Here is a 26,469-nt window from a genome sequence, read left to right on the forward strand (position 1 = left end):
GGCTCTGCTCAAATCGACCCGGCGAACTGTGCACCAGGACCAGAGAGCGCTCGGACTGAACCGTTGGGCCGAGCATGAAAAAAATCAGCAACGGTCGAAACCGTTGCTGATCCGGGTGTTGCGGGTATCGCAGGCGTCAGTTACAGCGGACGGCCGATGGTGTTGCAAACGCTGGCGTTACCGATGCTCAGACCGCTGGAAGCCGTGACGAACGAGTCACGCACGGCGGTTTTCCAGGCAGCTGGCAGTGGTACGAAGCGGTTGTTGTTGATAGCGGTGTCGTTGTTCGCCAGAGCACCGTAGTGACGGCTGAAGAACGTCCGTACTTGCGAAGTCTGGTTGGCATCGGCGTAGCACTGGCTGAAGATCAGGTTGGTGAAGCCCAGGATTGGGTAACCGCTGGTTGGGTACAGGCGCAGGCTCTTATCGGTGGGGTTGTTATCGATGTTGGCCTGGGAAGTGAAGACCGGAACCCACAGGTTCTGATCGCCACGGTCAGCCACTGCAGGCACTGGGACGGCGCCGATGGCCGCCGATACGTTGGCCGGAGCAGGCGAAACGCCGGCAACCTTGGCCACCTTGGTGGCGTCATCCAGGCCAGCCAGGGTTGGCGCGGCGTAGTCAGGGCTCATGTAGGTGATGCGACCATCGGCAGCGTTCAGCGCATCCATCACGCCTTGGCTGGTTACAGCGGCTACAGCACCGGCAGGCAGGCCGCCCGAGTAGCTGGAAGCGAAGTTGGTGGTCACGGCGAAGGTGCCGGTTTCAGCGCACTTGGCGTTCAGGAAGCGGGTGAACAGCTCGGAGGTGCCGCTGCTTTCGTTGCGGTAGACCACGGTGATCGGACCCGTACGACCGGCGCCAGCGATCTGGCTCCAGTTGTTGACACGACCCGAGAACACGCCGCACAGGTCGTTGACGCTCAGGTCAACGGCAGCGGTGCCGGCCTTGTTGAACGGAACGGCAACCGAAGTGGCGACCGAAGGAACCTGGATCAGCTTGCCCCAGGCAGCCTGGTGGGCGGTGACATAGTTGCCCAGCTCGGTGGTGCTGAGTTTGGAGTCGCTACCAGCCCAGTGCACGTTCTTGCCGGTGGTGCCAGCCACGAACTTGGTGTAGTCGTTGTTCAGGAAGGCAGCCTTGCCGTTGCCGCTGCCCACGCCGATGTAGGGAGCGAAACCGGCGGTCAGTACGCCAGCGGTCTGGTACAGCGGTTGTGGCAGGGTAGCGCCACCGCCGTTGATGTCAGCCATTGCAGCCTGTGCCGAGCACAGGGCAGCCAGGGTCAGGGATGCCGCGAGAACATTGCGCTTAAACATGAAGAATCTCCTTTCGTCGTGTTCGTACGTTGGGTGAATAGCTCTTGCATGACGCCATGGCGCTCCGGCCAGAAGCCTTGATCCAGAGGGCTTGTTGGGTGAGGCCATGGGAGGAGAAGTTCGCAGCTTCCGGTGACAGTAAAAGGAAAAAACCTCGGGAGAAGCCGGCTGTTTTCGTTCAAGGATTCTCGGGTGTTCGGCCAGGTTTCCCGGGGTTTTGCACACCAGGTGACAGCAAGGTTTCCGGGGTCGGGGCCGGCACCGCCCTGCAGGCACCGTGGGCCCTGGAGGCCAGGCAGGAACATGACAGAACGAGGAACCCGAGGATGCTTGCCAGCAGGGTCGGGAGCGCGCGTGGCGGCTGGAAAAAAATCCCTGGCTTGCCCAGCTGCGAGCGAGCCAGCCCGCCTGCCACGCCTCAGGTCACCAACTGGTTGATCTCGATGATCGGCAGCAGTATTGCCATGACGATCACCAGCACCACCCCGCCCATGAGCACGATCATCAAGGGCTCCAGCAGTGCGGTCATGCCCATGGCCCGGCGCTCCAGGTCACTGGACAGACTCTGCGCCGCCCGCTCGAGCATCGGTGGCAAGGCACCGGTTTTCTCGCCGCTGGCGATCAGGTGGATCAGTAGTGGCGGGAAGACCTTCTCCACCCGCAGCGCCGCCGCCAGGTTGACGCCTTCGCGAACCTTGGCGGTGGCGTCGCTGACGCTCTGGCTCAGCCGGTCATTGGACAGGGTCTGGCGCGCCGCCTCCAGGGCCCGCAGCAGCGGCACGCCGGCACCGCCGAGGATCGCCAGGGTAGAAGCGAACCGCGCCGTGTTCAGGCCCAGCACAAAACGGCCGACCAGGGGCAGGCGCAGGATCCGGCTGTGCCAGCTCAAGCGCGCCTGGGGGTTGCGCAGGTAGACCCGCCAACCCCAGAACCCCGCCACCAGCGCCGCCAGGCACAGCCCGCCCCAGGCGCGGATGAAGTCGCTGGCGTTGAGCATCGCCAGGGTCAGCCCCGGCAAATCCTGGCGTGCCTGGGAAAAGGCGCTGACCACCTGCGGCACGACGTAGCTCAAGAGAAAGATCACGATGCCAATGGACACCAGGCCCACCACCCCGGGGTAGATGAAGGCCGTGAGGATCTTGCCCCGCAGGCCGTTGCGTTCCTCGATGTAGTCCGCCAGCCGCTCCATGACCTGGGCCAGGTCGCCGGACTCCTCGCCTGCGGCGATCAGCGCCCGGTAGATTTCCGGAAAGTCCCGGGGCCTGGCCGCCAGGGCCTCGGCCAGGCGCATGCCGCTGCGTACATCGGCACGCACCGCGCTCAGGGTCTGGGCAATGTGCTTGCGCTCGGCCTGCTCCACCGTGGCGCTGAGCGCGGCTTCCAGGGGCAGGCTGGCGCCCAGCAGGCTGGCCAGTTGGCGAGTGGCCCAGGCCAGGTCGTTGTCCGAGAGCCGGGGACTGAACAGCCCCCCTGCCCCGGCCGCAGCCTGGCTGCCGTCCAATCGCACATCCAGGGCGGTCAGGCCCCGGCTGCGCAAGCTGGCGAAGGCCGCGCTCTGGCTGTCGGCCTCCAGATACCCGGACTCGATCTTGCCGAGGCTGTCGGCGGCTTCGTAGCGATAGCGATTCATCAGGCGTCCCGTGTCACGCGAAGGATTTCTTCCGGTGCGGTGGCGCCACTGCGCACCCAGCGTTCGCCATCCTCGCGCATGCTGAACATCCCGGCCCGTCGCGCCGAGGCACGCAGGGCCTGCTCATCGGCGCCCTGGTGGATCAGGCTGCGGATATCGTCGTCGATGCAGAACAGCTCGTGAATTCCGGTCCGACCGCTGTAGCCGATCTGGTTGCAGGCCGGGCAACCGACCGGGCGCCAGGTGCCGGGGTTGGCCGGATCAGGCTCCTTGCACTGGTTGCACAGGCGTCGCACCAGGCGCTGGGCCAGGACCCCGAGCATCGACGAGGCCAGGAGGAACGGCTCGACCCCCATGTCGATCAGCCGGTTGACCGCCGACACCGCATCGTTGGTATGCAGGGTGGCCAGCACCAGGTGCCCGGTGAGCGAAGCCTGGACCGCGATCTGCGCGGTCTCCAGGTCGCGGATCTCGCCAATCATGATGATGTCCGGGTCCTGGCGCAGGATCGCCCGCAGGGCCAGGGCGAAGGTCATGTCGATCTTGGCGTTGACCTGGATCTGGCTGATGCCCGGCAGGTCGTACTCCACCGGGTCCTCCACGGTGAGGATATTGCTGGTGCTGGCATCCAGCCGGGCCAGGGCCGCATAGAGGCTGGTGGTCTTGCCGCTGCCGGTGGGGCCGGTAACCAGGACGATGCCGTGGGGCTGGCGGATCAGGCCGTCGAGCCGGGCCAGCAGCGCCGCGTCCATGCCCAGGGTCTCCAGCTGCAGGCGCCCGGCCTGCTTGTCCAGAAGGCGCATCACCACCCGCTCGCCATGGCCGGTGGGCACCGTGGACACGCGGATATCGATGGGTCGCCCGGCGACTCGCAAGGCAATCCGACCGTCCTGGGGCAGGCGTTTCTCGGCGATGTCCAGCTGGGCCATGATCTTGATCCGCGACACCAGGGCTCCGTGCAACGCCTTGCGCGGCGACACCACGTCGCGCAGCGTGCCGTCGACCCGGTAGCGCACCACGGAATGGGTTTCATAGGGCTCGATATGGATATCGCTGGCCTCGTCCCGTGCCGCCTGGGTGAGCAAGGCGTTGATCATGCGGATCACCGGGGCGCCGTCCTGGGTGTCCAGCAGGTCGGTGACCTCCGGCATGTCCTGCATCAGCCGGTCCAGGTCCACCTCGTTCTCCGCCGCGCCGACCACTGCCGCCGCGCTGCCGGTGTCGGCATAGGCGGTGGCCAGAAGACCGTCGAGTTCGTCATCGCGGATTCGTTCCAGGCGCGCCGGGCCGAACTGGCGACGGGCCTCGCTGATGGACCAGCCAGGAGTCGAGGGGCAGACCAGCAGGACCGCGCCCTCCTCGCCATGGCGCAGCAGGATGCGGTTGGATTTGGCCCAGGCATAGGGGAGCTGGGATGTCATCGCGAAACCTCCATCCGTCCAAGAATCCCTGTAGCCGCTGCCGCAGGCTGCGACCGGGCGCCCCGCGCCCGCAACGCCTGGCGCCGCGGGGCGTCAGATACACCGCGATGGCGACTGCTGCGCAGCCGTGCGCAGCCTGCGGCAGCGGCTACATGAAGCAAGCGGTGGCATGCGCCTGTCGTCTGGTTCATTGCACCGGCACCGCGCGGATGGTCGCGCGAATGCCTTGCGGCGCATCCTGCAACGACACCGGCTGCGCCCCGGGAATGGCCTTGGCAGCAGGCGGCAGCTGCGGTACTTGCATGTCCGGCATCGCCCAGCTGTGCTCGGGCTGCAACTGCCCCTGGGCCCGACGCATGAAGTCATAGCGGTTGAGGGTGATGCTGCGCCCTGCCCCGCTGTCACGAATGATGTAGGGCCGTAGGAACACCATCAGGTTGGTCTTGTTGACGCTGCGCTTTTCGTTGCGAAACAGCGCGCCCAGCCCGGGAATGCTCGACAGCCATGGCACGGCGTCGTTGCTCTGGCTGTAGCCATCCTGCAACAGGCCACCGAGCACCATGATCTGCCCGTCGTCGAGCAAGATACTGGTGTCGATCGCCCGCTTCTGGGTGACAGTGCCCGCGTCCACCGAAGCCCGGGCATCGATGCTGCTGACCTCCTGGTAGATATCCAGCTTGACCGTGCCGCCTTCGGAAATCTGCGGCCGCACGTTGAGCTTGAGCCCCACTTCCTCGCGCTGCACCGTCTGGAACGGGTTGTTGCTGGTGCCGCCGCCACCGGTGACATAGCTGCCGGTGACGAAGGGAATGGTCTGGCCGACGAAAATGCTCGCCGCCTCGTTGTCCAGGGTCAGCAGGTTGGGCGTGGACAGCACGTTGGAGCCGCCCTTGCTCTTGAGCGCCCGAGCCAGGACCTTGAGGTCCAGCACCTTGCCCACTCCCGGGATGTCCACGGTGCCGTTGACCAGGCCGATGTTCAGGCCCTTGGGCAATACGTCGATGCTGGTCTTGCTGCCAGGGGTGCCGCCCACGCCACTGCCGCCCAGGTTGACCCCGCCAAAACCGCCCTTGCCACCCAGGTTGCCGGCCTGCCACTGCACACCGAATTCGTTGGCATCATCCTCGTTGACTTCGACGATCAGGCTTTCGATCACCACCTGGGCCCGACGCTGGTCCAGCTGGTCGATGACCTCCCGCAGGTTGCGGTACAAGGGGTCCGGCGCGGAGATCAGCAGGGTGTTGGTGGTGGCATCGGCCTGGATGGTCACGCCACCGGCGCTGAAGGCCGTGTTCTGGTCGCTCTGCTGGCCATTGCTGCCCAGGCCGCTGGTGCTGCCACCCTGGCCGTAGCCCTTGGCGGTGCCACTGCTGCCGGTGCCCTGGCCGGTGCTGCCGGAGGTACTGGTACTGCTGCCGGCCTGGCTGGCGCCCTGGCCACTGCCGCTACCGCCGCCCATGCTGCTGAGCATGGCCCGTGCACCATCGCTGCTGCCGCTGTCGCTCTCCCCGGTGAGCAAGCCCCGCAGGGCCTGGGCCAGCTTGCCGGCCTGGGCGTTGCGCAGGTAGACCACATGCAGGTTGCTCGGGTTGCTCTGGGCGTTGTCCAGCTTGTAGATCAGGTTGCGCGCCAGCTCGGTACGCTCGGGGCTGCCGGCACGGATGATGATGGAGTTGGAACGCGGATCGCCGATCACGCTGATCTTCTGGGTCTGGTCGCTGCCCTGGGTTTCCAGGAGCTCGGCGACCATGGTGGCGATGTCCACGGCAATGCCGTTCTGCACCGCCACCACGTCGGTATCGATGGCGCTGGGGGTGTCGATGCCATTGATGATCTGCGCCACCCGCTGCAGGTTCTCGGCGTAGTCGGTGACCACGATGGTGTTGTTGCCCGGGTAGGCGTTGATCGGGTTGTTGGGTGAAACGATCGGTCGCAGTACCGGAATCAGGTTCACCGCGTTTTCGTACTGCAAGCGAAAAGTCCGGGTCAGCATGCCGTTGCCCGCCGGCTTGTCGGCGCTGTAGATCGGCCCGCCCAGCAGCTTGGCATCAGCCTCGGGCACCACCTGGGCCACTCCGCCGACGTCGACCACGCTGAAGCCCTGCATGCGCAGCGCCGCCAGCAGCATGTCATAGGCCTGGTGCGCCGGTACCTGGCCTTCGCTGACCAGGGTCAGGTTGCCCTTGACCCGCGGATCGACGAGAAACTGCTGGCCAGTGGAGCGGGACAAGGCGCGCACCACCGCCTGGATATCGGCCTCGACGAAGTTCAGCTGCACCGGCTGGTCGCCCAGGGGATTGCGCGGCACGCTGGTACTGCGCGGCGCAGCCTGGGCGCGACTGCTGGTCACGGGGTGCAGCACCTTGGGCCGCGGGGCCTGCTGCGCTTGCAAACGCTCGCGATCGGCCAGGGCATCGCCGCTGCGCCGGGTATCGGCCAGGGGCTGGCCCAGCTCGCTGTCCACCAGCATCGGCGGCGGCACGGTGGATTGGGTGTTGCTGCAAGCCCCCAGCGCCAGCAGCAGGAAAGGTGCGGCCTTGCGATATTGGCGCACGTATTTGGAACCTGACCACTTCATGAAGCTTCCTTAGCGCCCTGCGCCTGATCCATGCGAACGGTCCCGGACAGTGTGCCTGCCGAGTCATCGGCGGCGGCCGCGCCTGCACGTTGCAGGCGAGCCTCCACCACCTGTAGCGAAAGCTGCCCGGGTGCCCCCAGCAGCCAGCCGACCACGGCATCCGCCGGAGCCTGCTCAAAGGTCAATCGCCAGCCCTGGGGGCCGGCTGCATCAGGCTGCTGCAACTGGTAGCGGTCCTTGAGCCCGGCCCCGTCCAGGGTCTGGCGCAGGGCCTGTTCAAGCTCGGCCCCCGTCACCTTGCCGGGGCCGGCCGCCACATCGTGCAACAGCACTTCCAGGGCCTCGGCCTGGGACCGCAGCTTGGGCGTCTCGGCCTGCCAGTAGTCGATCTTGTGCAGCGCCGGCTGGATCAGCAGCCACCACAGCAGCAAGGCCACAAGGCCCGCTGCGGTGCCGGCCAGCAAGCGTTTCTCCCGCAGCGCCAGGCCATTCCAGTGGGCCAGGGCCTGGGTGCGCAGGCGCGTCCAGCGAGCCTGGTACTGCGTCAGCAGGGTTTTATTCATCTTGGTCTTCCCCCGGGGTGTCGACCGCTGCGGCCGGCGGCTGGGCACCCGGTGCCAGGGTCCAGCCATTGGCCTCGCGCTGGACGCTGTAGCCGGCCTGGGTCAGTGCCCCCTGCCAGCTGTCGTCGGCGACCTTCGGCGTATCGGGCACCAGTTCCAACTGCAGGCGCTCCTGGGCGAACACCAGGCTCTGGACGCTGCCCACCATGAACGGCATGGCGCTGGCGGCCTGCTGCAACAGGCTGGCAAACCCCGGGGGCGAGTCGCCTGCCGCGCCGCTCTGGCGTGCGGCCAGTTGCTGGCGGGCCTGCTGCAAGGGGTTGAGCACCACCGGCAGTTCGGGAAACGCCTGCCGTACCCGTTGGCTCAGCTGAGCCTTGAGCCGTTGGCCCTGGTCCACCTCGCGGGCCGCATACAAGTTCAGGCCCAGCACCCAGACGGCCACCGCCAGGGCACAACAACCCAGGGCCCGCCCCCAGCCCTTGGCCGCCACCCGACCAGCACCGGCGCCGGCATGCAGGCTCCAGGCCGGGGTCGCCCCGCTCCAGCGCTGTTCGGCGGGCAACTGCTGGGCAATGTCCGCCGGCGCCTCGCCGCCGATCCAGCACAGCTCGGCGCCCGTGGCGCGCAACGGCTCCAGGGTGTCCTGCAGGGGATTGCCCGCAAGCTCCGGCAACAACGGCTGCACGCTGCCCAGCCCGGGGCTGTGGCGCAGCACCAGCAAACCGTCCACGAGCGCAAGGTTCAGTTGCCCGGGCACCGGCGCCGCCAGCGCGTAGGGCGCTGGGTACAGGCCCAGGAGCTTCAGGCCGGCCTGGTCCAGGCAGCGGCCCAGGACCTGCAGATCCTCCAGCGGCAACCAGCCCAGCACGACCTGGCCATCGGCCTCCCGGGGGCCATGGGCCACGTGCATCTGCTCGATGGGTCCGAGAATCAGCGCCTGGGCGGCGCACGTCACCGCGGCCTTGATTCGTGCCGCCGCCAGTTGCGGCAGCTCGATGCTGGTCAACAGGCTGTCCTGGGGATGCAGGAAGCACTCCACCGGCAGCGGCTTGGCCCCCTTGCCGGTAGCGCCCAGCTGGCTCAGGGGGCAGCGCCCGAGTTCGCTGACCCGGCCTTGGCGATCCAGGCGGGCAAAGTCCACCGGGTACTGTCGAGGGACATCGGCCCGGCACAGTTCGCCCAGGGGTGGCAAGGCAATACGCAAGCGGCTCATGCCCCCACCCGCGACCAGATCACCTGGGGCATGCGATCCTCGGGACGGTGCAGCAAGGCTTGCAGGCTGACCCGGCGCTGGTCGTGGCGAGCCTGGCCCTGGAGCAGGAACCATTCGCTGGTGATACCGACCCGCACCTGCTCCACCGCCACTTCGGGCATGCGCAGGCGGTTGACGAAATCCCCCCGGTTGATGAACCAGTGCCCGCCATCGCGTTCGGCCACCAGTGCCTTGGCCCGCGACAGCGCCAGCCCCGGCACCACCGCGGCCAGTACCTCGGCGGAGGCGGTATTGCCGTTGACCCAGGTGTTGCCCGGCAGGATGCTGACATGCTGCGCCAGGCGTGCCAGCAGGGCCTCGTTCATGCCCTGCAGGCCGCGCAGTTGCTCCACGCTGCGCAACATCGGCTGGCGGGCAGGCACGATCCGCGCTTCGCTGTCGGGTGAAGTCAGACGCCCGCTGTTGAAGGTGCCGCGGGTACTGGCGGCGGTTTGCGGAGTGTCCAGGCGCTGCGGGTAGGAGGCGATCACCCGCTGGCTGATACGCCGGCCCAGGGCCGGGTCGATGCCGAGCGACTGGCACAGCTGCTCGAAGCTGTGCAGTTGCACCGTATCCACCTGCCCCTCGAACACCAGGTTGCGCAGGTTGAACTTGCCTTGCTGATCTTGCAGCCCCCCCAGGAAGGCGCCACCAAAGCCGCCCAGGGCCTGGTCGCCGATGGGTCGCGCCCAGGGCTGGTCGAGGCGGGTCAGGACATCGCGCTGGCGGGCATCCCAGAGCAGTTGCCGGCTGTACTCCAGCCCGCCCTGCAACACTGCACTACCGACGACCCGACCCTGCTCGGCTTCCACCGCACGCATGAAGGAGGTCTGGCGAGTGAGCATCGAACCTGCGATCACCGCCACCACCGCGGCGATCAACAGGGCGCTGATGATGGCCATGCCATGCTGCTTCGCCACACTGGGCGAACGGCTGTTCATGACCGGCCTTACAACTGCCAGGAGCCGATATCGGCATTCACGCCTTCGCCTTCGGGCTGGCCATCGGCGCCGAGGGAGAATACGTCCACCTCACCGTTGGCCCCCGGATTGAGGTAGTGATAAGGGTGCCCCCAGGGATCGTTGGGCAGGCGTTCCAGGTAGGAACGCCAGTTGCTGTCCTTGGCATTGGCGGGGCGTTCCACCAGGACCTTCAAGCCCTGGTTCATGCTGGGATAGGACCCATGGTCGAGGCGATACAGCTTGAGTGCCTGCATCAGCCCGGCAATGTCCTGCTTGGCGGCGGTGGCTCGCGCCTGGTCGGGACGATCCAGGACCTTGGGCACCACCATGACGGCCAGCACGCCGAGGATCACCACCACCACCATGATCTCGATCAGGGTGAAGCCGCGCTGGGCACGCTTGCCCATCACTGGCCAGCAGCGAGCCATCTGCGCCGGTCCGGTCTTGCCAAACGCCTGGCCCACGGCCATGCACACCGCGTCCGGAGCCTCCTGCTCCGGGTACCGCCAGTGGGCATCGTGGCCTGCCGGCACCTGGCGGCAGGCTCCGGGTGGGGAGGTTACATGTGCGATATCCATCTCGACATTCCTTGGCTTGAGTTCGATTCGTCGCGCAGTGTTGCAAGAAGATATGTCAGTGGTATTGAAAAACCTCGGGAGTTTCGGTCGCCATTCGGTCAAGCCCGCACGCTAGTGTGCGAGGCTGTTTTCCGGTGTCGAGCAGCCCATGCAAGCGGTGCCCAAGCAAGCTGGATTCACCCTGATCGAAGTCTTGGTGGCGTTGGCCATCATTGCCGTGGCGATGTCGGCGGCCGTGCGTGTGGCCGGCCTGATGACCCAGGGCAACGGCCTGTTGCGCGACAAGTCCCTGGCCATGCTGGCGGCCCAGAGCCGCCTGGCCGAGTTGCGTCTTGAAGGGCGCTGGAATCCGGGCGTGAAGCAGTTCGAGTGCGATCAGGGCCGGCTCAAGCTCAGGTGCGAGCAGGCGATCGTGGCCGGCGTGACACCCGGCCTGCTGCGGGTCAGCGTGCAAGTGCGCGACCGCAGTCGCGAGGCGCCCCCCCTGGCGCGACTGGAGACCCTGGTCGGCCGCCCACAGGTGCCGCGCCAGTGAGTTTCAGCGGGTCAGCCGTGGCAGGGCCGGTGAGTCCGGCAACTTGCTGACCTTGATCCGCGACTGCTCGCCAGCGCGCTCGATGAGCACGCCATCGGCCTCGATGGCAGCCAGGTGCACACCCTGGGTCAAGCGCTCGCCGGCCAGGAAGCTGCGTGGCGGCCCGTCGTTCAGGCTGAGGATCGCCACCGCGCCATGGGCACCGGCCATGACCCCGGACACCTTGATATCCACCTGCGCCGGCTGGTTGGCAAACCACTGCAAGGCCGGGCTGTCGGAGCGCGCGGCGAGCATCTGGGGCGCGGCCGTCGGGGTCTGCGATTCGGCGGGGGTCAGCAACAGCGACGACCAGGTGGCGACACCGGCCAGGGCCACCGCCAGCGCCGCGAACTGCAACAGTTGGGGAGCTGAAGAACGTGGAGCGTGCAACATCGCGCGTAGCATGGGCAGGACCTCCTGTTTGTCCATCGCCACAGCCTACAGGTCAATTCTCACGGTTTTATTTCACTGGACCATCATCTGCTTCGGGCAGTCTGGAACCCTCGCCAAGGAGTGCAACGTGATGCAGAGCGGCAAGCAACAGGGCTTCACCTTGATCGAACTGATGGTGGTGCTGGTGATCATCGGCATTGCCAGCGCAGCCGTGGGCTTGAGTATCAAGCCCGATCCACTGCAGCAACTGCGCAAGGACGCCGAGCGCCTGGCGCAACTGCTGCAAGTGGCCCAGGCCGAGGCCCGTGCCGATGGTCGCTCCATCACCTGGCGGACCAATGCCAAGGGGTTCGTCTTCGAGCGCCCCGCCGACGCTGGCACGGGCGTCGACGACTTTCGCCAGGACAACCAGCTGCGCCCGCGCCGCTGGGACACCCCTGACATGGACGTGCGCATCGAACCCAGGCAACGCCTGGTCCTCAACGCCGAGTGGATCAATCCACCGATGCGCGTCGTGCTGTCCGATGGTCAGCACAGCCTGCAGGTGGAGCGCACGGCGGCCGGCCAGTTGCGGGTGGTGGAACGACCATGAACAGTCGCCAGGCAGGCTTCACCCTGATCGAAGTGATGGTGGCGATCATGCTCATGGCCGTGGTCAGCCTGATCGCCTGGCGCGGCCTGGACAGCGTGACCCGGGCCGACGGCCATCTGAAGGCCGGCACCGAGCAGAGCGAGGAACTGCTCAGGACCCTCAACCAGCTGGAACGCGACGTCGCCCTGCGAGCGGTCATCGAGTTACGCGAACCCAATTTCACTGACAGCGACACCGCCGAACCCGAAACCCCGCCTCCGGTGAGCGTGCGCAGCTCCGACAGCAAGGGCTTTCGCCTGGAAGTGATCCGCAGCGCCGCCGCTCCCGGCGAGGGCCTGCAACGGGTGCGCTGGTGGCTCAAGGGCGACACCTTGTATCGCGCGGTGGCCGACGCCCGCGACCGCTATCCGCTGCCGGCGCCGCGCAACGGCGTGGCGGTGCTGGAGCGGGTCAGCGACCTGCAAGTGCGCGTCTGGAACCCGGACAAGGGCTGGCGCCAGCTCAGTGGCAACCGCCAGGACAACCCCGTCGGCCTGGAGATCCGCCTGGTGCGCCAGACGCCCCAGGGCGAAGAACGCTACCGCCAGGTGCTGGGCCCGCTGGAATGAATCGGTCGCGCAGCGGGCACCGACGGTGGGTCAGGCGGATCGGGATTTGCGGCTGCTGCGCAACCGGTCGCAGCCTCGCCCGCTCGGCAGCGGCAGGCTTCGTGTAGCCGCTGCCGCAGGCTGCGCATGACCGCGCAGCGGGCAGCGGGCAGCGGGCAGCGATGGTGGGTCAGGCGGATCGGTTCACAGGGCCGCTGCCACAATCAACTGAGCAGCACCACCCCGCCGGGCAGTTCGGTGCACTTGGCGCCGTAGGCGTCGCGGATCAGCAGGGCCACGCCGGCCAGCTGGTCGAGGCTGAAGCGCGCCTGGACCTTGCGCTTGCCCAGCTCGGTATTGAGCAGCACCAGCATCCCGGGACGGTAGCGGTTGATCTCGCTGATCACGGTATCGAGCGTCGCGTTGTCGAACACCAGGATCTGCTCACGCCAGGCAATCACCCCACGCGGGTCCACTGCCACCGGCTGGCCCACGCTGGTTGCGTCGTAGGTCAGCTGGCGGCCGCTGTCCAGGCGGATGCTGCGCCCGGCCACTGCCACCTGCAGGCTGCCCTCGATGCAGGTCACGCACACCTGGTGTTCGGTATTGCGCAGGTTGAAGCGGGCCTGGCCCGCACTCAGCCAGCCTTCGCCGGCCTGGACCTTGAGCGGCAGCACACCCTGGCTGAAGACCTCTACCTCGCCCTCCAGCAATTCGATGCCCTGCTCCCCCGCTCCCAGGTCCCGGCGGCTGATACGGGTCTGGGTATTGAGTTCCAGGCTCACCCCATCGGCCAGGTCCACTCGCCGCTGCTCGCCGACCTGCGTGGCGAAATCGGCCGTCAGCCCGGCAAAGCCACCCGGCACCGTGACCCGCACCATGAACAGCGCCGCCGAAGCCGCCAGCGCGCCGCCGAGAAAGGCCCGGCGCCCCAGGGTCCGAGGCCGTGCCTGTTGCTCGAGGCGCTCGGCCGCCGGTTGCAGGCAGTGCCACAGGGCCTTGGTCTGCTCGAAGGCAGCCGCGTGCCGCGTGCTTTGCGCGCACCACTGGCGCAACGCCCGGGCGTCGGCCGCAGTGGCCCGGCCCGACGTCAAGAGGACCAGCCAGTCCCGGGCTTCACTCAGCAACTGCTGGTCCGCCGAGGCCCGGGGAGTGGAAATGCTAAAAATGTTCAAGCGCGCAGATACTCACGGATTGATCAGGGACTCTTTGTCTAGGACGGTTTTCCGGCCCCGGGACCGAACCGCTGAATGACTTTTCTTTCAAGACGCAGGGCGCAATGCCCCAGGGCAGCCTTGATTTCCTTCTCCACCATCCGTGTGGAAATGCCGAAGCGCTGGGAAATTTCCAGGTGCGGCGCCTCTTCCAGGCGCGCGGCAATGAAGATCCGCCGGCGGCGCGCCGGCAATTCATAGAGGGCCTTGAGCAGGGTCTGGATTTCCTTCTGGCCGCCCACCACCCGGGACGGGTCCAGGGCCTCGTCGGCGACCTGCAGCAACTCTTCGACTTCCTCGCCGGTGAGCAGGCGGGCGTCGGACTGGCGGCGGTCGGCAGCGATGTTCAATGCCATGCGATACAGGTAGGCATTGGGCTGGGCAAGGTTGGGCGGCTCTTCCATGCGGTCGACCCGCAGGTAGGTTTCGTGCAGGACATCGTTGGCCAGGTCCTCCGAGCCCAGGCGCTTGCGCAAGCGCACCCGGAAGTCCTCGTAGGACGTCAGGAACAGCCTGACCATCGTACTGTGCCCGGTGTCTTTCATACCCCGGAAACTCCTTCCCATTCCTTGCAATCCATGCGTTTCCCTGTTGTGTCCGGTATCAAGAGCAAGGTCAGCGGCTGGCTCAGCGAGCTGGGCGCCTGACGCTCGACGCGAATGTCTGCCAGGCGCTGCACCAGCGCCTCGTCACGCTGCCAGTCACCGGTGGAACTCACCAGGCGACTGTGCTGTACCCTGCCGTCAGCCCCCACCCACAGTTGCAACAGGGCCCGGAAGCTTCCGGGCCGGGTCAGCTGCGAGGCGCACAAACTGCGCTCCACTGCCCGCTGCAAGGCCGTGGCGTAGCTGCTGTTGAGTCGTGCGCCCCGCCGCCCGCCGGCCCCCTGCTCCGGCGCCGGCTGGCTGGCCGGCGGCACTTGCAAGGTAAAGGCGTCGCTGCGGGCATATCGGGCCATCAGGCCACTGCCGGCGAGCAAGCGCCCCAGCCCCTCGCGGGCGCTGTAGTGGCCCTTGACCCCCACCGAGCGCCGGCCCCGGGCCAGCTCCCGGTCCACCAGCACCGCCATGCCCGTCGCCCGACTGAACAACTCCAGCGCCTGGGCCAGGTCCTGGGCCGGTATATCCAGCTCCAGCAACGCCTGGGAATCGACTCGTGGCGGACCCTGCGCAGCGTTCTGCCCCCAGCCTTCGGGCGCCACCAGCCACAACGCGAACCCCAGCACACAGGTCGCCAAGCCCCCGTGCAATGCAGTCCATCGCCCGACCTGCGCTCTGCGTCGCTGCACGGTGGCCCAATCCCTGAAAAGCGTCATCCTGAGGCCAGTTTATGAATCTGGTGTTACGGCCACGGCAAAAAAACCATCACTTTTTCGACCTGCCCTTTGCACTACACTCGGCCGCTATCGAGGCACGCTTTTGCGGGCCCGCCAGGAGGCCGGTATGAAACGATTCAGCCAATACACCGCAGCCCTGCTACTGGCTGCACTGCCTTGGGCGGTGCAGGCCGAAGACGCCAGTGAAGGCTGCGTGGAGGTCAGTGTCGGTGGCTACAAGGCGCCCGACTACCACTGCCTGAGCCGGCAGATGGGCAACAATCCGCAAGCAGCCAAGGCCGCCCAGGCCAATGCGCAAGCGATGCGCAAATCGGTGGAAAAACAGGCACCAAATCAGATCGGCCTGTCGACCCCGGCCGCCACCAGCGTGCGCATGGGCAACACCTTCGGTAACTCGGTCACGCCACAGCGGCGTCCCTGAGCGCCCTGGCGCGAAGCGTCACGCGGCCCACTGCCGGGCCACCTGCTGCAGCTCCTGGCGAGCGCGTTCCAGGGCCTCGGTGCGCGCCTCGGGGTTGGCGAACTGCAGCGGCTGGGCATCGACGAACTGTGGATGCTGCACGCCGATAAAGGCAAAGGCCGCCCTCAGCGCCGGGGTCAGCGCATCCATCCAGGCCATGGGGTTGCCCGGGCGCAGGTCGGCCCCCCGACTGGTGAGAAACAGCACTTTCTGCCGACTCAACTGGCCGACGATGCCGTCCGGGGTGTTCAGGTACGTCAGCTCGGTGCGGGTGATGCTGTCGATGAAGGCCTTGAAGGTCGAAGGCATCGACCAGTTGTACATCGGCATGGCGAACAGGCAAGCATCGGCCTGCATCAAGCGCTGGCACAGACCATCGGAAGCGGCCAGGACCTCGCGCATCTCTGGCGTGCGGGCCGCTGGCGCGGTGTAGGTGGCGATGGCGAATGCCTCGGTGACCGGAGCCGGCGCCTCCCGGGCTAGGTCCAGGTAGTCGATCTCCAGGGGCAGCCCCTGCGCCTGCAACTGCTCGATGAAATAACGGCCCAGGGCACGGGAATTGGAACGTTCGCCCTTGGCGCTGGCGTCGACGTGAAGCAACTTCATGGGGGTACCTGTATCGCGGGAAACTAGAAGCCCAGCGCACGAACGCTGGATGACTGGCCGACCCCGCTGCCGGGCGATCCTGGCAAGTCCTTGTGCGGTATCGGCGCTGCACAGGCTAAAGCCCAAGCCACCATTGCCCTATAGCCAATCCGCGAGATTCCCGGCAGACCACTGGGCAACCAGCGGCCTATACCCGCCTGTCACCTGCAGCCCACTAGATTGGCGGCGTCTTTGCACACCGCGCTAGTTCAGCAAGCAGACAGTCATGCTGCTCTAAGGTGTCGGACCAGCAGCCACCGACTATTCGTATATTCCTGGAAATAACGAGCACATGAACACCCTGACAAGACAGGTCGTGCAACGACCCTGCCTGAGTATCTTTCTTATTGCCCTGATGCTGTTCATGGGCTTGCAATACAAGCCGGCAATTCTCAACTACACCACGCGCTTCGTCGACTTTGCCAACTACATGCTTTATCACGGCATGACCCTGTTCCCCATTGCCGATGACTTGAAACCCTATCCCGACTATACGATCGCCAATACTTTCCTTGTTTACCTGGCCTCGTTGCCCTTCGGCCGCGTATCGATACTTTCGATGGGCCTGCCTTATTGCATCAGCGCCGCGCTGATCCTGGTGTTCATCTACAAACTGGGGGCGCTGCATGACAAGAAGTGGGGCCTGTATGCGGCACTTCTTGCATTGCTCACCTGGGGTTTCCTGGATGCGGTCAATTCGCTGGCACTGGATGTGTATCCCGCATTGTTCAGCGTCATGTGTTTCTACCTGGCCTATTCCGGCACGCTGAAGCAACAGCGCTGGCGCCTGGTCCTGGTGTTCGTCGGCCTGGCCCTGGGCTTCATGTTCCGCGGTCCCATCGGCTTGATCGGGCCGGCGGTGGTGGTCGGCGGCTATTACCTGCTGAGCCGGCAGTGGCGCACATTGGTGCTGTTTTCCCTGGTCTCGGGCCTGTTGTTCATCGCCGGCGTGGCGCTGCTGGCCTGGGCCGCCCATGTACAGGCTGGTCCGGCCTTCATGCATGAGGTGCTGATGATGCAGGGGCTGGACCGGGTCGCCAGCAATCACAAGCCGCGTTATTACTTCTACTTTACCGGTGGTTTGATTACCTATGGCATCACGGTGTTCTTCGCACTGAATGTCATCTTCAGAAAGTGCAGGTCATTGTGCAGTACCAAGCGCACGCTCGATTGCGACCTGTTGCTCTATCTGACTGTATGGTTCCTGGCATTGATCCTGTTGTTCACCATTCCCAACTCGAAAAAGGCTCGTTACATCGTTTCGATCACACCGGCCATTGCGTTGTTGGCCGCGTACATCTTCGTCGACAAGAACCCACCGTTCGCCACTGCCAGGAACTGGCTGCTGGGACTCTGCCTGAAGTTGCCAGCCGTGGGTGCAGGACTGGCCCTGGCGGTGTGGGTATACAACTTCTATGCCGCCACGCCACTGCAACCGAACTTCCTCGGCGTGTTCGCAAGTTTTGTCGTACTGACCGTGGTTCGCTACTTCATGGATCGCAACTACTATGTTCATCCCCACCGTGAACTGATTGTCCTGGCGTTTGGTGTCGCAGCCTTTCTTGCCCTGGATGCGTTCTTCTTCAATCCCATTACGTTTCACCTGGAACTGGCCATCGAGCCCACGCCCAAGTTCCTGCCCTACTGGTTCTGGTGATCCCGCCCTGCTCGGCATCAGGACGTTGCGCGTGCCCGGGCAACTACACGAACGGCTGCGGTACGCGTAACCTTGCGCCCATCCATCAGATCCGGGCAGCGCAATGGAACTTCATATAGTGATCAACGGCCGCAAGGACCTGGCCGAGCAGCTCTACCAGCAACTGCGCAGTGCCATCGATTCCGGGCGCCTGGTCAGCGGCGCCCAACTGCCTCCCAGCCGGCTGCTGGCCGCGCAACTGGGCATTTCACGCAAGACGGTCTCCGACACCTATGCCTTGCTGACCTATGAAAACTACCTGGTGGGCATGATCGGCCGCGGCACGTTCGTCAGCCCGCGCCCGGTCAGGGCCGAACGCAAGCAGGGTGCCCAGGACCTGGCCTGCGCCCAAAGCCTGGCGCGCTGGCAGACGGTGCCCTCGCCCCTGCGCCACCCGACCCTGGAAGGCACCCTGCGCTATGAGTTCATCGGTGGCGCTACCACCCGCGCGCAGTTCCCCCAGGAACAATGGCGGCGCTGCACCCAGGACGCCTTGCGGCGCATGGCCCAGGCCGGCGGCTTCTACAGCCAGCCCGAAGGCCTGCCGGTCCTGCGCCATGCCATTGCCGGGCATGCGGCGTTTTCCCGGGGAGTGGTGTGCACGGACCAGGACGTCGTGGTGTGCAACGGCGCGCAACAGGCCCTGGACCTGATTGCCCGGGTGGTTCTGGAGCCCGGCAGCCTGGTGGCCATGGAAGATCCCGGCTACACCCCGGCGCGCCTGCTGTTCCTGGCCCAGGGCGCGCAGGTGCTGGGCATCCCGGTGGATGCCGAAGGCATCGAAGTGGCGCGGATTCCCGACGGCGTACGGCTGATCTATGTCACCCCTTCGCACCAGTTCCCCCTGGGCATGCCCATGAGCCAGGCGCGGCGCGAGGCCCTGCTGGAGCGGGCACGGGAGCTGGGGGCGATCGTCATCGAGGACGACTACGACAGCGAGTTTCGTTATGAGGGCCGCCCCACCGACTCCTTGCAGAGCCTGGACAGCCGCGGCGTAGTGGCCTACGTCGGGACCTTTTCCAAGAGCATGTTGCCGCAGTTGCGCCTGGGTTATGCCGTGCTGCCACCGTCCATCCTGCCAGCGGTGATCAAGGCCAAGCAGTTGTGCGACTGCCACACCCCGACCCTGCCCCAGTGGGCGCTGGCCAAGTTCATCAACGAGGGCTACCTGCAAAAGCATATCCGGCGCTGCCACACGGTGTACGCCGGGCGCCGCGAACGTATCCTGCTGCGCCTGCAAGGCGACCTGGCGCCCTGGCTGGAGGCGGTGCCATGCACGGCCGGGTTCCATATGGCGGCGCTGTGCAAGGTGCCCGTGGACATCCCGTTGCTGCTGGAGCTGGCAAAAAAGGTCGAGGTGGGACTCTATTCACTGCATGAGTTCTTCCATGACAGCCCGGTACGCGAGGGCCTGTTCATCGGCTTCGGCGCTATCGAGACCCTGGACATCGACCCGGCCCTGGACAAGGTCCGCGACATCCTCCAGCAGATCACCTGAAGAAGCGGCCGGCATTGGTCTGCCGTTCTTTGCCAGGATTGGTTATAGGGTGACCAACGCCCAGGGCTTAGCCTGAAAGGACATTCCGATCCGCTGGAGAACACCAAGATGAAAACCCTGACCGCCGCCCTTGCCACCCTCGCCCTGATGACCTCCCTGGGAGCCACGGCCCATGAGCCGGTATACGGCCAGGAGAAGCTGGCGATCCTGCAGGACCAGGCGCTGGCCAACCTGCCGGGCAAGAAGGCCATGATGCTCACCGTCGACTACGCCCCGGGCCAGGCCACGGTGCCCCACCGCCACGCTGGGGCAGCCATGGCCTATGTGCTCGAAGGCGCCATCACCTCGCGGGTCAATGATGGCCCGAGCATCACCTACCAGGCCGGGCAATCCTGGTTCGAGCCGGCCGGCTCGCAGCATCCGGTATCGGCCAACGCCAGCCAGACCCAGCCGGCCAAGCTGCTGGTGTTCATGCTGATGGACACCCAGGACGAAGTCCTGACGCCCCTGGAACACTGATCCTGTCGCTGCGGCGGCTACCCCTTGTAGCCGCTGCTGAGCTGGCGAAGCTGCGACAAGGCCCGCAGGGCCTTCGGCGTTCGACCCATCAACCTCACAGCCATGTCGACCTTGCGGCCGCTGCGCGCCCGTACGCAGCCTGCGGCAGCGGCTACACCCTGTAACCGCTGCCGGGCTGGCGAAGCTGCGACAAGGCCCGCAGGGCCTTCGGCATTCGACCTGACCACACCCTCACCCACCTGCCTCGCGGCGACACGAAGCAGCGCCGAAAAATTTGGTAACACTGCCAGGCCTCCGGCCCCGTGAAACCGAACGGCCATCATGCTGTCGTATTGCAATCGGTAACGACTGAGGTCGTCCTGCCCGGCCCGCGTCCAGGCAGGGTCTGGGTACGGAACAATCCTGGAACGACCTCGCCCTGTGCTTACCGGCGTGCGCCCCCTGCCTGGGCAGGATGCGCCCTCACTCATCAAGGCTGAAAGAGCGAACCATGAAACAGAACATTCTCTTCGTCGCTGTTTGCGCCGCCCTGCTCCAGGCCTGCGCTCCGACCTCCTCCACCCATGAAGGATCGCCTTCCATGCCCGCCACCACCACGTCCGTCGCGGCCCAGCCAGCGCTCCCGGCCTACTACTGGAACCTGGTGTCCGCCACCGACGCCTCGGGCAAACCCATCGCAGCCCTGGACAAGGGCATCCAGCGCAAGCTGCGCCTGACTTTCGGCGACCAGAACCTGAACATCAGTGGCGGCTGCAACGGCCAGTTCGGTGGCTACAGCTATCAGAACGGCGTGCTGAAAGTGCAACAACTGGCCTCGACCATGATGGCCTGCGACAAGAGCCTGATGGACCTGGACACCCAGATCAGCCGCCTGCTCAAGGGTGACCTGCGTACCACCCTCACCGGTGAGACCCCGGAACCGGTGCTGCAATTGACGACCCAGGATGGCTCGGTGCTCAAGTTCCAGGGCGAAGAGACCCCGGAAACTCGCTACGGCAGCCAGGGCCAGATCAAGTTCCTGGAAGTGGCCGCCAAGACCGTCAAGTGCAGCCACCCGCTGATCCCCAACTACCAATGCCTGCAAGTGCGCGAGCGCCGCTATGACGACGCCGGCCTGCAACTGCCGACCCAGGACACCTGGCATCCGCTGTACCAGTCCATCGAGGGCTACGAGCACCACGACGGCGTGCGCACCGTGTTGCGGATCAAGCAGTACGAATGGAAGAACCCGCCGGCCGACGCCTCGTCCGAGGTCTATGTGCTGGACCTGGTGGTCGAGCAAGACGCCTCGGGCAAGACCAAGTAAGCACTGGCCTGGCCTCGCCGCTGCCTGACGGCCCTTTCGGCAGGCCATGAAAAAAGCCCCGTATCTTGCGATACGGGGCTTTTGCGTTACAGCAGGGTCGTGCGTTACAGGCTCGACTGACCGCTCATGGCCAGGTCCAGCAGTTCACGGTTGGCCACCGCGTACATGGCATAGTCGGTGCCACTGGCGGCACGAATTTCCACCATCATCGCGCGCCAGCGATCGGCCATGCTCGCATTCTGCTCAAGCCACAGGGCCACGCGGGCTTCCATGTCTTCTGGCGCGTCGGCCATTTGCAGAACCTTGATGGTGATCGCCCGCTGCTGCCAGTCCACGTCATCGCGGAACGCCTCACGGGCCTGGGCCTGCCAGTTGTTGCCCACTGGCAGATCGCTGATCTGCTGCAGGTACCACGGCAGGTCCAGGGCACTGCCCACGGCGAAGTAGGCCTTGGCCACATCGGCCGCGCTCTGGCCAGTGACATCCGCCGCCTCGATGATCGGCAGCAGGGTGTACAGGTGGGTAGTGCCTGCCACCATGCGGGCCAACAGCTCCGGCACACCGGCTTCGACATACGCCTGGTAACGGTTCTGCCAGCCTTCACGAGTCGGGCCTTCCAGCAGTTCGTCGAGCTTGAGACCCAGCGCCGCCAGGTGCGGACCGAAGTGCGCGACGTCGCGCGCGGCATCCTGCTCGTTGCGACGGCTGCGCAGGAACCAGCGGGTAGCGCGACGGCCAAGGCGCATCAGCTCGTCCATCAGTTCCAGCTGGACCTGGGCCGAGACCTGATGGTCCAGGGCTTCGATCTGACGGAACCAGTGCGGAAGGTGGAAGATGTCCCGCACGATCACATAGGCGCCGGCCACGTTCGCCGGGCTCATGCCGGTGGACTCCTTCAGGCGTTGCACGAAGGTGATGCCCATGTGGTTGACCAGGTCGTTGGCGATCTGGGTGCTGACGATCTCGCGCTTCAGGCGGTGGCGACGCATGGCCTCGGAGAACTTGGCCACCAGGCTTGGCGGGAACGCGGTCTCCATGTCGCGGGTCAGGTAGTCGTCATCCGGTACCAGGGACTTGAGCAGCGCTTCCTTGAGGTCGATCTTGCTGTAGGAAATCAGTACCGACAGCTCCGGACGGGTCAGGCCCTTGCCGGTCGCGGCGCGCTCGACGAGCTGCTCCTCGGTCGGCAGGTACTCGATGGCGCGGTCCAGCTTGCCACGGCCCTCCAGGTCGCTCATCAGGCGCTTGTACTCGGCAGCGCGCTCGTAGGCACGGCGCGCGGCCAGGGACAGGGCCTGGGTCTGCTTGTAGTTGTTGCCCAGCACCAGGCCGCCGACTTCGTCGGTCATGCTGGCCAGCAGCTGGTTGCGCTGCTTGTCAGTCATGTCGCCAGCCTGCACCACTTCGTTGAGCAGGATCTTGATGTTCACTTCGTGGTCGGAGCAGTCCACGCCACCAGCGTTGTCGATGAAGTCGGTGTTGGAACCACCGCCATTGAGGCCGAACTCCACACGACCCAGTTGGGTCATGCCCAGGTTGCCGCCCTCGCCCACCACCTTGCAGCGCAGCTCGTTGCCGTTGACGCGCAGGGCGTCGTTGGCCTTGTCGCCGACGTCGGCGTGGCTCTCGGTGCTGGCCTTGACGTAAGTACCGATACCGCCGTTCCACAGCAGGTCCACCGGTGCCTTGAGCAAGGCGTTGAGCAGCTCGGTCGGCGTCAGCTTGTCGGCCTGGATGTCGAAGCGCTCTTTCATCTGTGGCGAGATGGCGATGCTTTTGGCGCTGCGCGAGAAGATCCCGCCGCCTTCGGACATGATGCTGGCGTCGTAGTCGCTCCAGGCCGAACGCGGCAGTGCGAACATGCGCTGGCGCTCGACGAAGCTGGTGGCCGGGTTCGGGTTCGGGTCGATGAAGATGTGCAGGTGGTTGAACGCCGCCACCAGTTGCAGCTTGTCGGACATCAGCAAGCCGTTGCCGAAGACGTCGCCGGCCATGTCGCCGACACCGACCACGGTGATGCTGTCTTCCTGGACATTGATGCCGCGTTCGCGGAAGTGGCGCTGCACGCCGACCCACGCGCCCTTGGCGGTGATGCCCATCTTCTTGTGGTCGTAGCCGGCCGAACCGCCGGAAGCGAAAGCGTCACCGAGCCAGAAGCCGTAGTCGATGGCGATGCCGTTGGCGATGTCGGAGAAGGTCGCGGTGCCCTTGTCGGCGGCAACCACCAGGTACGGGTCATCGTTGTCGTGGCGCACGACGTTGGCCGGCGGCACCAGGGCGCCGTCTTTCAGGTTGTCGGTGATGTCCAGCAGGCCCGAAATGAAGATGCGGTAGCAGGCGATGCCCTCGGCCGCGATCTCGTCACGGCTGCCGCCCAATGGCAGGCGACGGGGCAGGAAGCCGCCCTTGGCGCCCACCGGCACGATCACCGAGTTCTTCACTTGCTGGGCTTTGACCAGGCCCAGGACTTCGGTGCGGAAGTCTTCCTCGCGGTCGGACCAGCGCAGGCCGCCACGGGCGACGTTGCCGAAGCGCAGGTGCACGCCCTCGACCCGTGGCGAGTAGACGAAGATCTCGAACTTGGGCACCGGCTTGGGCAGCTCGGGGATCAGGTGCGGGTTGAACTTGAAGCTGAAGTAGGACTTGTTCTGGCCGTTGGCGTCGGTCTGGTAGAAGTTGGTCCGCAGGGTGGCCTTGATCAGGTCCAGGTAGCGGCGCAGGATGCGGTCCTCGTTGAGCACCTGGACATCGTCCAGGGCGGTCAGGATCGCTTGCTCCAGGCGCTGCTGCTTGTCGTCTAGGTCTTCCTGGGTCAGCTTGCGCGCCAGGTAGAAGCGGGTCTTGAACAACCGGGTCAACTCGCGGGCGATGTCGGTGTGGTTGTTCAGGGTACTGGCGATGTAACCCAGGTCGAAGCCCAGGCGGATCTGCTTCAGGTAACGGGCGTAGGCACGCAGCAGCGCCACGTCACGCCATGGCAGGCCGGCGGTCAGCACCAGGCGGTTGAAGGCATCGTTCTCGGCATCGCCGCTGACAATGTGGACGAAGGCGTCCTGCAGCGTGTCGTTGAGCTGCTGGATGTCCAGGTCCAGGCCTTCGGCGGCGGTGAAGGCGAAGTCGTGGATCCAGAACTCGCGGCCATTGTTGTGGCGCAGGCGATACGGGAACTCACCCAGTACCCGCAGGCCGAGGTTTTCCAGGATCGGCAGCACGTCCGACAGCGCCAGCGGGGTGTCGGCGTGATACAGCTTGCAGTGCAGCTCGCGCTGGCCGGTCACCTGGCCCAGGGGCTGGTAGAAGCTCATCACCAGCGGGTTGGCCTCGGTGAGGCTCAGCAGGTGCTGCATGTCCACCACTGCCGAATGGGCAGCGAAGCGCTCGCGGTAGCCGGCCGGGAAGCCTTTCGGGAAGTCGGCCAGGACATTGGTGCCATGGGCTTCGCCGAAGCTCTCCACCACCAGGCTGGCGTAGTCGTCCTGCCAGCTGCGGCAGGCTTGCACCACTTCTTTTTCCAGCAGCAGCGGATCGATGTCGATGCGCTGCTTGGGGTCGACCCGCAGGATCAGTTGCACCCGGGCCAGCACCGACTCGGAGAAGAAGGTCCAGAACTCGCAGTCGGTGGCCTGCAGGCGCTCCATCAGCACCTGCTGGATCTTCTGGCGCACTTCGGTGGAATAGATGTCGCGCGGCACATAGGCCAGGCAGTAGCAGAAGCGGCCGTACGGGTCCTTGCGCAGGAACACGCGAATCTTGTTGCGCTCCTGGATCTGCACGATGGACATCACGGTGCTGAACAGCTCGTCCACCGGCGTCTGGAACAGATCGTCGCGGGGCAGCACTTCCAGGACCTGGGCCAGTTCCTTGCCCAGGTGGGCCTTGACCTGGAAGCCCGAACGCTGCTCGATCACCTCGACCTTGCGGCGGATGTACGGGATCACCCGCACGCTCTCGCCGTACACCGAGGAGGTGTAGAGGCCCATGAAGCGACATTCCTTGATCACCTTGCCGTCGGCGTCGATCTGGCGGATCGACACGAAGTCAGGGTAAGCCGGGCGATGCACGCGGCTGGGCAACGAGGCCTTGGCAAACGACAGCGGCGTCGGTTCGCGCAGGTAATTGACCGCGTAGTCCTCGATGTGCAGGTCGTCGCCGGTGAGGCCGGCACGCAGCAGCTTGGCCAGGCCCAGGAACGAGTCCTGGTCATATTCGATATGCCCGCCGTCCTGATCGGTGCCGACCACGAACTCTTCGTAGCCCAGGAAGGTGAAGTGGTTGTCCACCAGCCATTCGAGGAAGCTCTTGATCTCGGACTTCTCGTCGGCAGCGATGGCGAACTGGCTGTTGTCGATGCCCTGGATCAGCTCCTGGACCTTGGCCTTCATCGGCTCGAAGTCGGCCACGGCGACGCGCACCTCGCCCAGCACCTGTTCCAGCTCCTTGCCCAGCACGCTGAGTTCGGCGGCGTTGGCGCAACGGTCGATCTCCAGGTACATCAGCGATTCTTGCTGGACACCCTCGCCCTGGGTGCCCTTGGGCAGGATTTCCAGCAGCTCGCCCTTGCTGCCGCGGCGCACGCTGAGCACGGTGGTCTGCAGGGTGTGGATGCTGTAGCCGCGACGGTTGAGCTCGGTGCGGACCGAGTCCACCAGGAACGGCAGGTCGTGGTGCAGGACTTCCACAGCGGTGTGGGTCGACTGCCAGCCATGACGCTCGTAATCGGGGTTGTAGACGCGCACTTGCGGTTGCGCGTGATCGAAGCGCTCAAGCAGGCGCCAGGCAGAAAGGGTGCAGCCCGCCAGGTCGGACAAGCGACGCTGGGTGAGTTCGTCCAGGGAAATGATGCCGAAGAATTGTTCAGCGAACAGCGCCACTTGTGGCAGTGCCTGTTCACTGATGTGCTGCGCCAGTGCCGCTTGCAGTTGATGCTGGAAGTCGGCCTTGCTGGCTGCGGTGAAGAACGCCATCTGTGGTACTCCGCTTGAGCTTGTTATTGATGGTAGCGTCGTGTGCGAACCCCCTGCGGGGCGCCGGTGCATCCTGTTCCTGAATCTCGGGCAGAGGTTGCAGGATGCCAGGTGGGTGAAGCTGGACGAGACGCGCAGGTCACATTCACACCTTCCGGGGATGGGCATCGGCCAGGGCGAACGGGGCGATGCCCTGGCAGGCGATCATCACACAACAGACGCAACCTATTGCACTTGAGAACAAATTGTCCGCTGCGCAGCTTAACGAGTGCGATGCGACAACTGCTTGCGGTGCTGCGACATATTCGGTCAACGGCACGCAACCGGTCGGTCACGCCCTGAACAACACTAGCAGCCGCTGGGGAAAAACCAGGTTTTT

22 protein-coding genes are annotated in these 26,469 nt (G+C 65.5%); 8 read left to right on the plus strand and 14 right to left on the minus strand.

Going from position 1 to position 26,469, the window contains the following annotated elements; all coding sequences use genetic code 11:
• Positions 1-140 precede the first annotated feature (140 nt).
• The 8 genes from LGQ10_RS06065 to gspG form a co-directional block, all read right to left on the minus strand.
• Entirely contained in the window at positions 141-1,319 is a 1,179-nt protein-coding gene (locus LGQ10_RS06065; RefSeq protein WP_226524960.1) for a substrate-binding domain-containing protein, read from the minus strand.
• A gap of 418 nt (positions 1,320-1,737) precedes the next feature.
• The gene (gene gspF, locus LGQ10_RS06070; RefSeq protein WP_226524961.1) at positions 1,738-2,949 is read right to left on the minus strand and encodes a type II secretion system inner membrane protein GspF; all 1,212 of its coding nucleotides are present in this window, start codon (positions 2,947-2,949) and stop codon (positions 1,738-1,740) included.
• On the minus strand, positions 2,949-4,370 hold the full coding sequence (gene gspE, locus LGQ10_RS06075; protein ID WP_058434283.1) for a type II secretion system ATPase GspE: 1,422 nt from the start codon (positions 4,368-4,370) through the stop codon (positions 2,949-2,951). Before gspE ends, gspF begins: the two co-directional genes overlap by 1 nt.
• 187 nt (positions 4,371-4,557) lie before the next feature.
• The gene (gene gspD, locus LGQ10_RS06080; RefSeq protein WP_226524962.1) at positions 4,558-6,948 is read right to left on the minus strand and encodes a type II secretion system secretin GspD; all 2,391 of its coding nucleotides are present in this window, start codon (positions 6,946-6,948) and stop codon (positions 4,558-4,560) included.
• Positions 6,945-7,511 carry a type II secretion system protein GspM gene (gene gspM / locus LGQ10_RS06085; RefSeq protein ID WP_058434284.1) on the minus strand — a complete coding sequence of 189 codons (567 nt, stop codon included), beginning with the start codon at positions 7,509-7,511 and terminating at the stop codon, positions 6,945-6,947. Before gspM ends, gspD begins: the two co-directional genes overlap by 4 nt.
• A complete protein-coding gene (gene gspL / locus LGQ10_RS06090) occupies positions 7,504-8,727 on the minus strand; it encodes a type II secretion system protein GspL (RefSeq protein ID WP_226524963.1) in 1,224 nt (407 codons plus the stop codon). Before gspL ends, gspM begins: the two co-directional genes overlap by 8 nt.
• Complete coding sequence (gene gspK / locus LGQ10_RS06095; RefSeq protein ID WP_226524964.1) at positions 8,724-9,707, minus strand: type II secretion system minor pseudopilin GspK; 984 nt, start codon at positions 9,705-9,707, stop codon at positions 8,724-8,726. The genes gspL and gspK overlap by 4 nt, the downstream gene beginning before the upstream one ends.
• 8 nt (positions 9,708-9,715) lie before the next feature.
• The gene (gspG, locus tag LGQ10_RS06100) at positions 9,716-10,156 is read right to left on the minus strand and encodes a type II secretion system major pseudopilin GspG (protein WP_058437721.1); all 441 of its coding nucleotides are present in this window, start codon (positions 10,154-10,156) and stop codon (positions 9,716-9,718) included.
• Positions 10,157-10,454: 298 nt separating this feature from the next.
• Between gspG and gspI the strand changes: the two genes are divergently transcribed.
• Complete coding sequence (gspI, locus tag LGQ10_RS06105; RefSeq protein WP_058437714.1) at positions 10,455-10,841, plus strand: type II secretion system minor pseudopilin GspI; 387 nt, start codon at positions 10,455-10,457, stop codon at positions 10,839-10,841.
• Between the two features lie 3 nt (positions 10,842-10,844).
• Here the strand turns inward: gspI and LGQ10_RS06110 are convergent, their stop codons facing one another.
• On the minus strand, positions 10,845-11,273 hold the full coding sequence (locus tag LGQ10_RS06110) for a type II secretion system protein N (protein ID WP_413247608.1): 429 nt from the start codon (positions 11,271-11,273) through the stop codon (positions 10,845-10,847).
• Between the two features lie 130 nt (positions 11,274-11,403).
• Between LGQ10_RS06110 and gspH the strand changes: the two genes are divergently transcribed.
• Entirely contained in the window at positions 11,404-11,865 is a 462-nt protein-coding gene (gene gspH, locus LGQ10_RS06115; RefSeq protein ID WP_058437716.1) for a type II secretion system minor pseudopilin GspH, read from the plus strand.
• The gene (locus LGQ10_RS06120) at positions 11,862-12,473 is read left to right on the plus strand and encodes a type II secretion system protein GspJ (protein WP_226524966.1); all 612 of its coding nucleotides are present in this window, start codon (positions 11,862-11,864) and stop codon (positions 12,471-12,473) included. The genes gspH and LGQ10_RS06120 overlap by 4 nt, the downstream gene beginning before the upstream one ends.
• Positions 12,474-12,676: 203 nt before the next feature.
• On the opposite strand, the gene LGQ10_RS06125 is transcribed toward LGQ10_RS06120, so the two are convergent.
• Genes LGQ10_RS06125 through LGQ10_RS06135 form a run of 3 tightly spaced genes read right to left on the minus strand, consistent with a single transcriptional unit; the run spans position 12,677 to position 14,867 of the window.
• Entirely contained in the window at positions 12,677-13,627 is a 951-nt protein-coding gene (locus LGQ10_RS06125; RefSeq protein WP_058438663.1) for a FecR family protein, read from the minus strand.
• A gap of 38 nt (positions 13,628-13,665) precedes the next feature.
• Positions 13,666-14,211, minus strand: a complete 546-nt coding sequence (locus tag LGQ10_RS06130) for a sigma-70 family RNA polymerase sigma factor (RefSeq protein WP_058438665.1) — start codon at positions 14,209-14,211, stop codon at positions 13,666-13,668.
• Positions 14,208-14,867 (minus strand): STN domain-containing protein, encoded by a 660-nt coding sequence (locus LGQ10_RS06135; RefSeq protein ID WP_413247609.1) that lies wholly within the window; start codon positions 14,865-14,867, stop codon positions 14,208-14,210. Before LGQ10_RS06135 ends, LGQ10_RS06130 begins: the two co-directional genes overlap by 4 nt.
• Positions 14,868-15,108: 241 nt before the next feature.
• On the opposite strand from LGQ10_RS06135, the gene LGQ10_RS06140 reads away from it, so the two are divergent.
• Complete coding sequence (locus tag LGQ10_RS06140; protein WP_226524967.1) at positions 15,109-15,423, plus strand: hypothetical protein; 315 nt, start codon at positions 15,109-15,111, stop codon at positions 15,421-15,423.
• Between the two features lie 18 nt (positions 15,424-15,441).
• Here LGQ10_RS06140 and LGQ10_RS06145 read toward each other — a convergent pair whose 3' ends face one another.
• Positions 15,442-16,068 carry an FMN-dependent NADH-azoreductase gene (locus LGQ10_RS06145; protein WP_226524968.1) on the minus strand — a complete coding sequence of 209 codons (627 nt, stop codon included), beginning with the start codon at positions 16,066-16,068 and terminating at the stop codon, positions 15,442-15,444.
• A 331-nt stretch (positions 16,069-16,399) separates the two neighbouring features.
• Between LGQ10_RS06145 and LGQ10_RS06150 the strand changes: the two genes are divergently transcribed.
• The 4 genes from LGQ10_RS06150 (at position 16,400) to LGQ10_RS06165 (ending at position 21,126) form a co-directional block, all read left to right on the plus strand.
• The gene (locus tag LGQ10_RS06150; protein WP_226524969.1) at positions 16,400-17,764 is read left to right on the plus strand and encodes an ArnT family glycosyltransferase; all 1,365 of its coding nucleotides are present in this window, start codon (positions 16,400-16,402) and stop codon (positions 17,762-17,764) included.
• A 103-nt stretch (positions 17,765-17,867) separates the two neighbouring features.
• Positions 17,868-19,301 (plus strand): PLP-dependent aminotransferase family protein, encoded by a 1,434-nt coding sequence (locus LGQ10_RS06155; protein ID WP_226524970.1) that lies wholly within the window; start codon positions 17,868-17,870, stop codon positions 19,299-19,301.
• A 108-nt stretch (positions 19,302-19,409) separates the two neighbouring features.
• A complete protein-coding gene (locus LGQ10_RS06160; RefSeq protein ID WP_226524971.1) occupies positions 19,410-19,820 on the plus strand; it encodes a cupin domain-containing protein in 411 nt (136 codons plus the stop codon).
• Between the two features lie 490 nt (positions 19,821-20,310).
• Entirely contained in the window at positions 20,311-21,126 is an 816-nt protein-coding gene (locus LGQ10_RS06165) for an META and DUF4377 domain-containing protein (RefSeq protein WP_058436391.1), read from the plus strand.
• 104 nt (positions 21,127-21,230) lie between these two features.
• Here LGQ10_RS06165 and LGQ10_RS06170 read toward each other — a convergent pair whose 3' ends face one another.
• Positions 21,231-26,090: an NAD-glutamate dehydrogenase gene (locus LGQ10_RS06170; RefSeq protein WP_226524972.1), complete on the minus strand. Its 4,860-nt coding sequence runs from the start codon at positions 26,088-26,090 to the stop codon at positions 21,231-21,233.
• Positions 26,091-26,469: the final 379 nt, after the last annotated feature.

Source organism: Pseudomonas sp. L5B5 (genome assembly GCF_020520285.1).
In the GTDB taxonomy this organism is placed as follows: Bacteria; Pseudomonadota; Gammaproteobacteria; order Pseudomonadales; family Pseudomonadaceae; genus Aquipseudomonas.

Bases quoted from the DNA above. Each gene is read 5' to 3' on its own strand.
- gspI (WP_058437714.1), top strand. From the start codon at position 10,455: ATGCAAGCGGTGCCCAAGCAAGCTGGATTCACCCTGATCGAAGTCTTG.
- LGQ10_RS06170 (WP_226524972.1), bottom strand. From the start codon at position 26,090: ATGGCGTTCTTCACCGCAGCCAGCAAGGCCGACTTCCAGCATCAACTG.
- gspD (WP_226524962.1), bottom strand. From the start codon at position 6,948: ATGAAGTGGTCAGGTTCCAAATACGTGCGCCAATATCGCAAGGCCGCA.
- LGQ10_RS06110 (WP_413247608.1), bottom strand. From the start codon at position 11,273: ATGTTGCACGCTCCACGTTCTTCAGCTCCCCAACTGTTGCAGTTCGCG.
- gspM (WP_058434284.1), bottom strand. From the start codon at position 7,511: ATGAATAAAACCCTGCTGACGCAGTACCAGGCTCGCTGGACGCGCCTG.
- gspH (WP_058437716.1), top strand. From the start codon at position 11,404: ATGCAGAGCGGCAAGCAACAGGGCTTCACCTTGATCGAACTGATGGTG.
- LGQ10_RS06130 (WP_058438665.1), bottom strand. From the start codon at position 14,211: ATGAAAGACACCGGGCACAGTACGATGGTCAGGCTGTTCCTGACGTCC.
- gspE (WP_058434283.1), bottom strand. From the start codon at position 4,370: ATGACATCCCAGCTCCCCTATGCCTGGGCCAAATCCAACCGCATCCTG.
- LGQ10_RS06120 (WP_226524966.1), top strand. From the start codon at position 11,862: ATGAACAGTCGCCAGGCAGGCTTCACCCTGATCGAAGTGATGGTGGCG.
- LGQ10_RS06160 (WP_226524971.1), top strand. From the start codon at position 19,410: ATGAAAACCCTGACCGCCGCCCTTGCCACCCTCGCCCTGATGACCTCC.
- gspL (WP_226524963.1), bottom strand. From the start codon at position 8,727: ATGAGCCGCTTGCGTATTGCCTTGCCACCCCTGGGCGAACTGTGCCGG.
- gspF (WP_226524961.1), bottom strand. From the start codon at position 2,949: ATGAATCGCTATCGCTACGAAGCCGCCGACAGCCTCGGCAAGATCGAG.
- LGQ10_RS06140 (WP_226524967.1), top strand. From the start codon at position 15,109: ATGAAACGATTCAGCCAATACACCGCAGCCCTGCTACTGGCTGCACTG.
- LGQ10_RS06155 (WP_226524970.1), top strand. From the start codon at position 17,868: ATGGAACTTCATATAGTGATCAACGGCCGCAAGGACCTGGCCGAGCAG.
- LGQ10_RS06065 (WP_226524960.1), bottom strand. From the start codon at position 1,319: ATGTTTAAGCGCAATGTTCTCGCGGCATCCCTGACCCTGGCTGCCCTG.
- LGQ10_RS06145 (WP_226524968.1), bottom strand. From the start codon at position 16,068: ATGAAGTTGCTTCACGTCGACGCCAGCGCCAAGGGCGAACGTTCCAAT.
- gspG (WP_058437721.1), bottom strand. From the start codon at position 10,156: ATGGCTCGCTGCTGGCCAGTGATGGGCAAGCGTGCCCAGCGCGGCTTC.
- LGQ10_RS06150 (WP_226524969.1), top strand. From the start codon at position 16,400: ATGAACACCCTGACAAGACAGGTCGTGCAACGACCCTGCCTGAGTATC.
- LGQ10_RS06165 (WP_058436391.1), top strand. From the start codon at position 20,311: ATGAAACAGAACATTCTCTTCGTCGCTGTTTGCGCCGCCCTGCTCCAG.
- gspK (WP_226524964.1), bottom strand. From the start codon at position 9,707: ATGAACAGCCGTTCGCCCAGTGTGGCGAAGCAGCATGGCATGGCCATC.